General features: G+C 38.0%; 8 protein-coding genes. 5 read left to right on the top strand and 3 right to left on the bottom strand.

Annotated elements, in window-relative coordinates:
* Nucleotides 1-58: 58 nt before the first annotated feature.
* The gene (locus tag QZ265_RS07240; RefSeq protein ID WP_296404834.1) at nucleotides 59-868 is read right to left on the bottom strand and encodes a peptidoglycan DD-metalloendopeptidase family protein; all 810 of its coding nucleotides are present in this window, start codon (nucleotides 866-868) and stop codon (nucleotides 59-61) included.
* Nucleotides 869-1,253: 385 nt separating this feature from the next.
* On the opposite strand from QZ265_RS07240, the gene QZ265_RS07235 reads away from it, so the two are divergent.
* Together QZ265_RS07235 and QZ265_RS07230 are read left to right on the top strand one after the other, a co-directional pair.
* On the top strand, nucleotides 1,254-1,679 hold the full coding sequence (locus QZ265_RS07235; protein ID WP_296404832.1) for a hypothetical protein: 426 nt from the start codon (nucleotides 1,254-1,256) through the stop codon (nucleotides 1,677-1,679).
* 598 nt (nucleotides 1,680-2,277) lie between these two features.
* Entirely contained in the window at nucleotides 2,278-3,492 is a 1,215-nt protein-coding gene (locus QZ265_RS07230) for a D-alanyl-D-alanine carboxypeptidase family protein (RefSeq protein ID WP_296404830.1), read from the top strand.
* A 188-nt stretch (nucleotides 3,493-3,680) separates the two neighbouring features.
* On the opposite strand, the gene der is transcribed toward QZ265_RS07230, so the two are convergent.
* Nucleotides 3,681-5,102, bottom strand: a complete 1,422-nt coding sequence (der, locus tag QZ265_RS07225; RefSeq protein ID WP_296404828.1) for a ribosome biogenesis GTPase Der — start codon at nucleotides 5,100-5,102, stop codon at nucleotides 3,681-3,683.
* Between the two features lie 596 nt (nucleotides 5,103-5,698).
* Between der and QZ265_RS07220 the strand changes: the two genes are divergently transcribed.
* Together QZ265_RS07220 and QZ265_RS07215 are read left to right on the top strand one after the other, a co-directional pair.
* A complete protein-coding gene (locus QZ265_RS07220) occupies nucleotides 5,699-6,406 on the top strand; it encodes a hypothetical protein (protein ID WP_296404826.1) in 708 nt (235 codons plus the stop codon).
* A gap of 186 nt (nucleotides 6,407-6,592) precedes the next feature.
* Nucleotides 6,593-8,440: a monovalent cation:proton antiporter-2 (CPA2) family protein gene (locus QZ265_RS07215; RefSeq protein ID WP_296404824.1), complete on the top strand. Its 1,848-nt coding sequence runs from the start codon at nucleotides 6,593-6,595 to the stop codon at nucleotides 8,438-8,440.
* Nucleotides 8,441-8,605: 165 nt separating this feature from the next.
* Here the strand turns inward: QZ265_RS07215 and QZ265_RS07210 are convergent, their stop codons facing one another.
* Complete coding sequence (locus QZ265_RS07210) at nucleotides 8,606-9,547, bottom strand: DUF2628 domain-containing protein (protein ID WP_296404822.1); 942 nt, start codon at nucleotides 9,545-9,547, stop codon at nucleotides 8,606-8,608.
* Between the two features lie 477 nt (nucleotides 9,548-10,024).
* On the opposite strand from QZ265_RS07210, the gene trmB reads away from it, so the two are divergent.
* Nucleotides 10,025-10,729: a tRNA (guanosine(46)-N7)-methyltransferase TrmB gene (gene trmB, locus QZ265_RS07205; RefSeq protein ID WP_296404836.1), complete on the top strand. Its 705-nt coding sequence runs from the start codon at nucleotides 10,025-10,027 to the stop codon at nucleotides 10,727-10,729.
* The last annotated feature ends 537 nt before the right edge of the window (nucleotides 10,730-11,266 follow it).

The following is an 11,266-nucleotide window of genomic DNA, read 5'->3' as shown; positions in this document are numbered from 1 at the left end:
ACTGGTCGTACATAATACTTTTAATGGACTTAATACAATATTATTATCAATCTACTGTTTAAAGACCTAATACTGCTCTTGGATCAACTGGGGTTCCGTTTTCACGAACCTGAAACTGTAATCCTACCATTGTAGTTTGGCCAGAGCTTCCCATGGTTGCAATGCGCTGTCCTGCTTGAACCTGATCACCTTCCTGAACCAATAATTGATTATTATGCGCGTAAACTGTGATATATCGGTCATCATGGCGAATCATAATTAAATTCCCATATTCAGGCAAACCATTGCCAGCATACAATACTACGCCCGCCTTACTAGCCACAATAGGATCTCCCAATTTACCACTAAACCACATGCCCATGTCTCCTGCATTGGCATTGAAGTTTTTAACCACTGGATTAGAAGTAGGATAACCAAAGCCTTTAGTAGATGTTGCCGTTGGCAAAGTATTAACCGGTACAGAAGGTGTAGTCTGTACGGGAGGGTTCCAAGGTCTGGTATTAGTAGGAGCATTTGCCGTAACATTTCCGCCCTCCCAAAGCTTTAACCACTGCCCAGAATAGATAGTATATTGACTATCCAAACGGTTTAACGCACCAATTTGTCGATAATTTAAACCATATCGTAAGGCTATATGACTAACTGTATCCCCTGATTTAACTTGGTAATAATTTGGAACACCGCGAGCATTAACTTGAACTACAGGTCCAGTGGTTTGATAAGTAGGCTTAGTAGCACAGCCTGAAAGCATTAATACGCCACTCAATGCGGCAAATGCCAATCCTTTGAATTTATATAATGATTTAGATTCAAGGACCTGATTTATGCGAATCTTTTTTTGTGTTTCTGGCATTAATATATCGAACATGCGTGTCTCCTTAAAACAATAACGATAAAATTTTAATTAACATTTAACCATAGTAATAATAAGCTTCAGCTATAGCTGTATCAATAAGTTGATAACCGATAAATGAGTATCCTAAAGGCTTAGCAACTTATGTCAATATACAGGCAACTGTTATAACGATTCTTTACATAGCATACAGGCTTGGTTAGGGTATCAGTTTTTAAAGCTGTTAAAATATAATTTATCAACCAATTAGTTATTTATGCACTAGCCTTTAACAGCTGTCTATAACCTTTGTTCCTTTGCTACTTAAAATACCTTATCACTAGTTACGATGATAATGATGATGAAATACATTATGATAAATTTATTAAGTCACTTATTCAGTGATTGTTTAACAAGTACCATGAAACAGTCCCAATTTAGATCTAGTCACTTGCTTGGAAACTCAACTCGGCGCCTTGTATTTTCAACACTTATTGGGTCTGCAACTTTACTAGGCTCATCTTTAGTATTTGCAGCGCAAACAACTATGCCAGTTGATCTATCCCGTTCATCAGCTACCAAGCATGAGATAGCTGTATTGCAAGTATTGTCCGAGATTTGTCCACCCATGTTAAACCGTCAACAAAGGTATAATTTTAAAAAGACCTATAATCAACAGTTAAAACAAATGTTACCCGAAATAGACAACCCTAAGGCGGCTATCCGCTATTTGTCTACTCAACAAGACTATAAAACCATTTTATCAAGCATTCGTAATTGGACTTTAAGTTACTCTCATGATGATAACTTAGCTTTATGTACTGATCTTGCAAATACTGACCTTTAATGGCTATTTTTTTAGTAATGAATGCGTTTAATAGTGACAGATATATATTAATTGATGAGAAATTACAGGTCGATACTTCAAATTCGACCTTTTTTTATAGCTAAAGATTTTTATTTCAAAAGTTTCTTTAAAAGTATTTTTTTAAAAAATGCAAGTTGGTAAACTTATTGCTTATAAAGTTATAGTCTTAAAATAGGCATTAAAACTAAACTCATTTAATTTAAAGTCTATTTGTACAATTATTTGTTTAACCCATTTGAGCAATTTGTTAATATACTGTCTCGTTTGGCCCCTCTGTCAATAGTTCCTATTCATAGTTAAGGGTAGACCTTACGCTTTTAACTTTTGTTATATGATACTAAAAACGTTATTTGGTACTGATAACGCAACATAGTACTAATAACTAAGTAACCCTTTTCCTTCCATTTAGATTGATTCGGATGTCATCAATACATAAATCTCGTCAATAACCGCCTCGGTTGCCCAATTGGCCCCAATTGGCTTAGTTAAGTGATTCACTAAAAATAACCGTGCATATAGACATTTTAAAAGTTGATGTAGTCTTGAATAAACTATGACCAATTACGGTGTCTTAGATATGACTGCTCCTGCAAACAAGCTATTACCTTCACTATTAGATAAAAATAATTCTATAAACCCGTTATCTATTATTAAATCTTTCGTTTTAGGTTCTTCCATCTTAGCTGTCTCATCTGCCAGTTTTGCAGCTCCTGTGCCTCCTCCTGAGATGGATAACACAGCCTATATCTTAATGGACTACGATACCGGCACTATTTTAGCTGAAAAAAATGCAGACCAACCGCTTCCACCAGCCTCATTGACCAAAATGATGACCAGTCATATCATTGAGAATAAATTGATGTCTGGGGAAATAAAAGAAACTGATCCTGTTTTAATGAGCGAAAAAGCGTGGTGTCGTGGTTCAAGCGAAGAATCTTGTATGTATGTGCCCGTAAATAAAACGGCCACTGTTATCGACATGCTACGCGGTATTATTATTCAGTCGGGTAACGATGCATCTATAGCGATGGCTGAACATATTGCTGGTAGTGAGCAAGCATTCGCTGAGTTAATGAACGCCGAAGCCAAAAAGCTTGGTATGAAAAACACTCATTTCGTTAATGCTACAGGTATGCCAGACGAAGGTCACCGCTCCTCTGCTCGTGACTTAGCTATTCTAGCGCGCGCGATCATCAAGCAAGGCGGCGACTACTATAAAATTTACTCTGAAAAAGAGTTCACGTATAACAATATCACTCAGGGTAACCGTAATGCTTTATTACGCACAGATAACACAGTAGATGGTCTTAAAACTGGCCATACTAGCAACGCAGGCTACTGTTTAGCAGCTTCAAGCTTACGTAATAACATGCGCCTTATATCAGTAATTATGGGTAGTAAGAGCATGCAACAACGTGCTGATCAGTCACGTGAATTATTAAACTGGGGCTTTGGACACTTTGATACTAAAGTTGTTGCGCCAACCAATCAATTTGTGCAGGATGTACCTGTATATTTTGGTGAACAAGACTCAGTTAAAGCAGCCACAGGTGAAGCATTAAAAGTTTTGACGTCCAAAACACAATCCAGCAAAATTAGCACTGTGGTCAATATATCTGATAATGTTCAAGCCCCTATTGCTAAGGGCCAAGAAATCGGCCGTATGATGGCAGTGATCGATGGCAAATCAGTGGCTTCTGTGCCTATCGTGGCAACTGAAGCAGTCGAAAAATCAGGTATTTTTAAGCGCGCTTGGCAACATATTGCTAAATTCTTTGTCAACTTATTTTAAGTTCAAGTTTAAAAAGCAATAGGTTTTAAAGTACTGGATTATAAGCCTTGCCAACGAGAATTGGCTGATAGTATTGTTCCTTTTATCTAACCAATGCAAAGCAAATCAGATATAGTCTATAATAAAATCAAAGAGGGGCTGCCATTGACAGCCCCTCTTTTTGATCTAAATATTCGCATTTAGTATATTTAACGTTTGTGTGACCCTTTTTTATATTTCATATCACGGCGCTTTTGACGAGCCTCTGTTACGCCAGGTCTTAGCTTATTAGAAGAGGTGGTTTTTTTACCAGAGTAAGGGTTGGTGTTTAATTTAAACTCAACTCTCAATGGCGTCCCTTCTAGTTTAAATACTTTTCGAAACTCATTTTCAAGATAGCGCTGATAGCTTTTTGGCAATGAGCCGGTTTGGTTACCATGTATCACAATAATAGGTGGATTATGACCGCCAAGATGGGCGTAACGTAGCTTGATACGACGACCTCCTGACATTGGAGGTGGGTTAGCTGCTACAGCATCTTCTAATATCTGCGTCAAGCGGTTGGTAGATACTTTGAACATCGAAGACTCATAAGCCTTATGAATCGACGGGTATAAATTACCCACATTGGTACCATGTAACGCCGAAATAAAGTGTATTTTTACATAAGGGATAAAGTTAAAGCGACGTTCAAGCTCAAAACGTACCAAGTCCTTTTGATCATCCGACAATCCGTCCCACTTATTGATAGCTACTACTATAGCTCGGCCTGCATCAAGGGCATAGCCCAACATATGCAAATCTTGATCAACAAGACCCTCTTGAGCGTCAATCACTGCTATAACCACATTAGAGTCTTTAATGGCTTGCAAAGTCTTGATAACCGAGAACTTCTCGACTTTTTCATCGATACGACCGCGTCGGCGTACCCCTGCGGTATCAATCAAAACGTAGCTTTTACCATTACGCTCATATGGTATATAAATGCTGTCACGAGTTGTACCTGGCATGTCATAGACAACTACTCTATCTTCACCTAACATACGATTAACTAGCGTAGATTTGCCGACATTAGGGCGTCCAATAATAGCAAGCTTTAAACCGTCTTGAGAGTCTTCTTCTACATCCTCAGGCATTTCAGCAGTCAGATCATCTAATAAGTTACCTATCCCACGACCATGGCTAGCCGTCATCGGGTATGGTTCGCCCAGACCAAGTGCATAGAATTCAGCAGGAGCAGCATCATGCACCCCATCAATTTTATTGGCCACTAAATAGACAGGCTTACCTAACGTATGTAGCATCTTGCCGATTTCAGCATCTGCACCAATCAAGCCGGCGCGCGCATCTACCACAAATACAATAACATCTGCTTCATGAATGGCTGTATGCGACTGGGCTGACATATAGTCATCAATCCCGCCACGCCCGTCATCTGCTTCACCAATACCACCAGTATCGATGACCACAAAGGACTTGTTGTTATAGGTGGCATCACCATACTGTCTGTCGCGGGTGAGTCCGGACAAATCAGCAACTAGTGCCTGACGCGTTTTGGTCATTTGGTTGAATATTGTCGATTTACCCACATTAGGGCGACCTATTAAGGCGACGACAGGTTTTATGGACATTTTTTTATCTCACTTGGTTTTACAAGGCGTTAATGATTGATAATGAAATCAGAGTGCTTTATAGTCAATTATATTGAAGGATTAGCATTTGTTTTGGCAATTGTTTGGGCAATGTTAAAATCAGTCATTGTTAGATATTAGCTATTGAAACAAAGGCTTATCAGTTAAAACAGATTAACTATACAGTTGAGTTATCTAAGTTTAATACATAAAACAATTTAAATATAATTATGGATCGTGATAACTTCAGGTTTTAATATTTAGCTCTAAATGAGAGCTATAAAAATTTACCTTAAACCTAGTTTTTTAATTTATCTAAGTTTTTTAATTTATCTAGATTTTTAACTTATAAAGTATTTACTACAAGTATGTTTTTAACTTTTTGGTTTCAAACCAATTGTCTTTGGCCATTCTCTATCACCAACTATCGCCAATTAACATACAGATGAATAGGCGAAGAAGCTGAATATGTATATAAATAGGCGCAAAATCAAAGCAATAAAAAATTTTGTATAACAATTAGACACTATTTCTGTTAGATTGCCCAGTTATGATAACATGGATTTAACTCTCTTAATAATGAACCTATATCAATTATGTCAAGACGCTCTGCACCTTTTGTCGCTTCTAAAACTATAATTAAAGATCCTACTTCAAAAGAGGGTAAATCGCTTGCAATTGAATTATTTTCGACTTTGCAGGCGGATATTGCGTCTTTTCGAGATGACCAGTTTCCGCCAGACATCTTATCGCAAATAAGAGACATGCCTATCTATCAAGGTAATAGAGATGAAGTCGCTGCCTATCATAAGCGTTGGCAACCTTTGATTGATCGAGCTTTACAATTTTATCCTGCTGCTTACTTGCCACCCGATAACTTACCGCTTCCAGCCAGCCTTGAAATACCGCAATTTATTTATCACGTTCAACGCTTACATTTAACCAAAACGCGGGCAAAAGAGTCGATAAACTTTGGATCGGTTGGGGCTTTAATTGAAAAATGTGGTGAGTTTACAGACTCTGAGTACTTACGTCTAGAAAGAGCGTTAGAACATGATGAAACCGCGCGTATAGTTGCACATCGAGAATTTATTGATTTGCGGGCTTATGTTTTTTGTAAGAACGACAAAGGTGAACTGTTAGATCCGGAGCGTATTAGATTTTATCGCACTGGTCTTATTGTACATGCTCTGCCTGACTTTAAGATCTTTGATAGTCGACAAAAACCGCGCAAGCATCGCAATGATGCGTATAGCAATCCGTTGGCAAATAACGGTGTTTGGAAAGTTTATAAAAAAAGATGACCCTAAACAGACAACTATAAACATATAATCAAAAATAAGAGTGAAAAACGAACTAAACCGTAAACCAACCAAATACTGTACAACAATCAAATACTGTAAAACAATCAAATAGCATTCAGCAAAAGCATAATCCCGTTAAAGCTTTTATTCATAAATTCATGCCCGTACACTCTAAAAGGACAGTACATGCTCGCCGCTTCCCTCGTTCAGCCTAACCTAATGCTTCAAGTAACCATATTTTTAGGTGCGGCTTTGTTGTTGGTACCGTTAGGCAAGCGATTCAATATTTCTACGGTTTTAGGCTATTTGGTTACAGGCTTACTTCTTGGACCGAGTGTATTAGATGTGGCAGGTGATGCCGAAAGCTTAATGCACTTTTCAGAATTCGGTGTGGTAATGCTATTGTTCGTGATTGGTCTTGAGTTACAACCTTCTAGACTTTGGGCTTTACGTCATTCCATTTTTGTATTTGGAGGCTTGCAAGTTGGTGTGACTGGCATATTATTAATGGGACTTTTGGTTCTGTTTACCTCTTTGAGACTGGATTCAGCCTTTATTGTTGGCTTTGGTTTGGCTCTATCCTCTACTGCATTTGTACTTCAAGTTCTAACCGAAAAAGAGCAATTATCGAGCACCCACGGACGTGAAGCCTTTACAATCTTACTATTTCAAGATATTGCAGTTATTCCACTTTTAGCTGCCATTCCATTTTTATCAGGCGTCCGCGAGCAAACCTATGATCTTATATATTTTGCCAAAGTCGTGGCGGTATTCGGTGGGCTGTTTGTACTGAGCCGCTACGTGATTCGACCCTTCTTTAAATTTGTGGCCATGAGTGGTGCCAATGAACTTCTCACTGCTGTGGCTTTATTTATTGTGATGGGCGTGTCAATATTAATGGGTCAAATAGGTTTATCCATGGCGCTTGGAGCTTTTTTAACAGGCGTTCTATTAGCAGATTCTGAATATCGTCATGAGTTAGAAGCCAGTATTGAGCCATTTAAAGGGTTGCTATTGGGTCTGTTCTTTATGTCAGTGGGCATGTTAACCGATGTAAGTCTAATCTTAGCACACCCTATATTAATTATTGGTGCTGCCATAGCTTTAATGCTTATAAAATTTGGGGCAATTACGGTTATAGCGCGTCTGTTAGGCAATCGTATGCCGACCAGTATTCGCTTAGGGGTTACCTTAGCGCAAGGGGGTGAGTTTGCATTTGTATTGTTTAGTGCTGCTGCCAATCAAAATGTGCTGCGCGCTGATCATGCCAATATACTGACTTTGATAGTGACTATCTCAATGGCGCTGACGCCTATTGGATTTATGTTATTGGATAAATTTGGTGAACCAAGATTTGCCAAAGCCCAGCCTGACCGTGAGTATGACACCATTCCAGATCATGAACATCCTGTTATTATCGCTGGATTTGGACGTGTGGGTCAAATTATCGGCCGGGTGTTACGTATGCATAATATTGAATTTACTGCCATTGAAAGCTCAGCTAACCAAGTGGATTTCGTTCGTAAGTTTGGTAACCAAGTCTATTATGGCAACCCCCAAAATCCCCAAATTTTACGTACGGCTGGAATCAACAAAGCCCGTATTTTTATTATCGCCATTGACGATATTGAGCGTTCTGTAGCCACTGCACATTATCTGCACTATCATTATCCACATATAAAAGTTTTGGCGCGTGCACGTAATCGTACCCATTACTATCGCTTAAGAGAGGTGGGAGTCACCCACATTTGGCGAGAGACTTATTTATCCTCATTAGATATGTCCCGCGAGTCCTTGGAGCTGCTTGGTATTTCTCCAGAAAAAGCACGCGAGACGATCACCGCGTTCCGAGATTACGATGACAAGTTACTTGAACAGCAACAAGCCATTTATAAAGATGAAGCAAAACTAATTGAATCCGTCCAAGCTTCGTTAACGGAGCTTGAGAGTTTATTTGACTCTGACCACAGTGAAGGCAAGAAGCTTGATCTTGAAGAGATTGAAACGGCTGTTGGTATCTCTAAGCATCACTGATAGTTAACCAGCAATATTTGATGAGAGATACCTAATAAGGATTCGTTAACACTCATATAATTACAATTAATTTAGATAGCTTAGCACTTAATTGATACGTTTTATCAAATTATAATTTTTCAAAATTTACTTTTTCAAACTATAAATGGTATTAAAGCACCTGTATCAACTGCTTGAACAAACCGGTGGTTTACGTTTTTCATTAAAGGATGTCACACATTGCCAGTGCTGCTGCTTTTGACTAGAAGGGCGATACATGATATAAGTTTGCCCGTTTAAGTTTCGATTAGGGAAGGGAATGTTTTGTAAGGTAGCAATTAGCACACAGGTGCTCGCCTTATTGCCTAATGCAGGTGTCTTTTGTTTTACCTCAAATGCTAAGTTATTTACTTTAGCCTGTGGCTTATAATCTACCGGGCATTTACCAGATGCCTGATAGCGCTTTTCAATGTCACTGGTTGCTATTCTAGTTTCGATAAAAGTGTCTTGAATAATGCCATTTTCTTTCGGCGTAGCATACAAGGGTAAAAACTGATTTTGAATAACGGTTATCAAAAAAACAAAAATAGCGAAGGCAGCCCCAAGCCCAACTAGACTAGTGCCTCCTTCTTTAGTGAGATGTGATTTTTGTTGTTCAGGCTCTTTAGGATAATCTATCAACACATCGGCAATTTCACGACGAGCCATACGATAATAATATGCATCTGCCCACCTTGCCACCATTACCGACCAAAACAGCCAAATAATACCTGCAATAGCAATACGTACGGCCATCTGCCAGCCATTAGGGATGTAACCCATAAAGGCATATTCAAAAGCCACTAAAATTATAGTCACGTTCAGTTGTATAAATGACCATCCTGCCACCGTATAAACGATACAATCTAAATAACGTTTTCGGAATAACAGCCAACCAAAAGTGGCAAAAAAAGCTGCCCAGTTCCATTTAGCCGATAGATAGCCCTGTTTATCAAATTCAGCAAAACGCTTTAAATAGTAAGCTTGTGAGCGATTGCCAATAAACCATTTATCCAGCTGCATGCGCTTATCCGCAGTTATCTGCTCTTGATAAAATGGCGGTGGCGAAGTTTCTTCAATAAACAACATACAAGCTAAACCTTTTCTGACTCGTCAAAGATCTTTTAGAAAGTAACTTTGACGGTTTTCGCATCGTTTTATGGGTAGATTAACGCTATAATACGCCAAAATTAATTCATTTTTTAGCATTATGGCAATGGTATTTTTTATTTGTCGGTATTTACCAGCTTTAGTAATAGCTTAATTCGGATTAATGGCTACGGCTATTTGATTTTTATTGGCTGATTTTTTAATAAGCTAGCTAATGCACTGGTTTAATGGTCGACAATAAGCCAATTTGATACACCCTTTAAATTTTATTTGATTACGCCTATAGTGGACGGTCTTTTTAATATGAGTGCTGATAATACCCTAAATAACACTTCAAAGAACAGCATTAACAGTCTTAAATCTGATACCCTTAATGTCTTAAAAGAAGCACCTTCCGAGCATAGTCATGAAGTTCCTGACGCTGATGCTGTCTTCCCTCGTCAAATCAACACTTTTATGAAAAGACGTACCCATGTCAGTAAACATGCCGAACAGGCATTAACCGATTCTACTTATGCGCAGTATATTGTTAATAGTACTGATGATAAAGGACAAGCTATTTCAACGGACTTTAAAGATATTACTGATTTACGTGCTTTGTTTTCTGACACGGATAAAACACCTAATGGTCCAGACGCCCCTCTGACATTTGAGATTGGGTTCGGTATGGGGGGATCGCTCATTGAAATGGCCAAAGCGGATCCTGATCGAAACTTTGTAGGTATAGAAGTTCATGAACCTGGTATTGGTAAATGTGCCTTTATGGCAGGTGAAGAAAATTTGACCAACTTAAAAATTATTGATGGTGATGCTATTGGTTTAATGCAACAGCTGCCCGAGAACCATATTGACCGTGTTCAATTATACTTCCCAGATCCTTGGCAAAAAAAACGTCACTACAAGCGTCGCTTTGTGAGTCCTAAGCGCATGCAAATTGTCACAAAGGTACTAAAAACTGGGGGCTGGTTTCATACTGCAACCGATTGGGAACACTATGCCTTTTGGATGCTAGAAGTTTTGGATCACTTTGAAGGTTTAACCAATACCGCGGGTAAGGGTAATTTCACCCCTCGTCCCGCGTTTCGCCCTTTGACCAAGTTTGAGAAAAGAGGTATAGATAGAGGTCACGGTGTTTGGGATTTAATCTATAGTAAAAATTAATACTTCTTATTGAGGTCGCATTATTAAATTTTTGATGCATTTTGCTAAAGTTATTTATTGTTTGCCATGTGGAACATATCTTTAATCAAAGCCAAAACTATCTTATAAATTATCATTATATGTTTTTTTTATATAAATTAATTTAATACCTATGAAAATTATTACAATATTATGTCAGTATTTCTATGATCTTGTTTTAGTTAAACCTATATTTATCAAGGGTATTAGAAGTTTTCCCCATTACCTGTGGATAACTATGTGGATAAGGAGCTACTTGACAAGTTATACCCTAGCTACATTAGGGCATTGAATAAAATTGCTCATTTTTTATACAATTATTTTATTTATTTAAATCAATGTTTGCAAGCTATGTTAATTATATCTATATAAATAAAAAAATTTATATGTCAACAAAATAAGTTTTTAACCTTGTTTCACAACCTGACTCAAGAGTTTCAAAAATACTGTGGATAACTTATAAATTGAAACCTTTGCACGAACCATCAACCATAGGTCAAAACTGATAAACTATATAAA

It is taken from the genome of Psychrobacter sp. (genome assembly GCF_018260395.1).
GTDB lineage: Bacteria > Pseudomonadota > Gammaproteobacteria > Pseudomonadales > Moraxellaceae > Psychrobacter.
The sequence above is the reverse complement of the archived record's forward strand: the minus strand, read 5'-3'. Positions and strand labels throughout refer to the sequence as shown.